Source organism: Parablautia muri (assembly GCF_009917485.1).
In the GTDB taxonomy this organism is placed as follows: domain Bacteria; phylum Bacillota; class Clostridia; order Lachnospirales; family Lachnospiraceae; genus Suilimivivens; species Suilimivivens muri.
Map to the genome: position 1 here is coordinate 1 of NZ_QZDT01000176.1, position 1,101 is coordinate 1,101.

The following is a 1,101-nucleotide window of genomic DNA, read 5'->3' on the forward strand; positions in this document are numbered from 1 at the left end:
CTTAAATACTCTATTTATTGTTGTCTGGTTTAATCTTTCCCCTCGACTATTATGAAAAAGCCATTCAGATTCCACACAATCTGTTTTCAGGTATTCATATACTGCCGATACAATCTTACTGTTTACAATTACAATTCTTGCTTTCTCCCCTTTTCCACTGGCAACCTTTAACTGATTTGATTCCAGGCATATATCAGACCTCCGCAAATTAAGACATTCTGAAATTCTCAAACCGGCATATGCAAGTATTGTTACAATGGCAAAATTCCTTCTTGCAGAACATCCTTCGCTCTGTAATACTATCTGTCTGAATTCTTCTACTTCCTTTTTCGTTATAGACGTTGGATTTACCATTTCTGCCTGTATTTTTATCAAATCCCTTTTAGAGACAACAATATTATCTGGCTCCATTAATTCATTAAAGCATATCAGTGCTGATAATTTAGAGTTAATGGATTTAGGACAAAGGTTGTTACCGGAATGCGAAGACTTCTTGATATTCTTCAAGTAGCTTTTGTATTCCAAAATATTTTCACGGTACAGCTTTTTAAATTCCACATTCCCATAGCTTTCACAAAACCATTTAAAAAATTCCTTTACAGAATTACTGTAAACTTCCACTGTCCTTCTTGATTTCCCTTCAAGAATCATTTTCTTTTTAAATTCTTCTATCAATTTTTCCATACTCATTTCCTCCAAGAATCTTTTTTGAGTTTTCCTTGATATATATTTCTATTTCTTTTTTGAGTTTTTAATTGATTTGTATATGTTTCTATTAGAAAAACTCAAACAAATTTACATTATTTTGAGGAAATAATCTGATGGATTTTTGGCATGGATATTGTATATTTTCCAATTTAAAGCTATGATATAGGTATAGATTAAAGAATGGAGTGATTATCATAGATATAGAAATTAAAGACCGTAACCGGATAAAAGAATTTTTCCGGAAACTATACGGCAAATTAGAAGATATATTATTCACCATCATTTCCAGAACACCTGAAAAGCTCATCCCGTCACCGCTCATGAACTGGCTTTCCCGATATCTGGATAAACGTATCAATGAATTAAAACAACAATCCATCAAAATGACATGGC

Annotated in this window: 2 protein-coding genes; one reads left to right on the forward strand and one right to left on the reverse strand. The window is 32.2% G+C overall.

The features are described from left to right. Positions 1 to 684, reverse strand: a 684-nt coding sequence (locus tag D5281_RS25045) for a tyrosine-type recombinase/integrase (protein ID WP_160562551.1), incomplete at its 3' end; no start/stop codon positions are given. 209 nt (positions 685 to 893) lie between these two features. Between D5281_RS25045 and D5281_RS26385 the strand changes: the two genes are divergently transcribed. Next, positions 894 to 1,101, forward strand: a 208-nt coding sequence (locus tag D5281_RS26385; RefSeq protein ID WP_277935636.1) for a hypothetical protein, incomplete at its 3' end; no start/stop codon positions are given.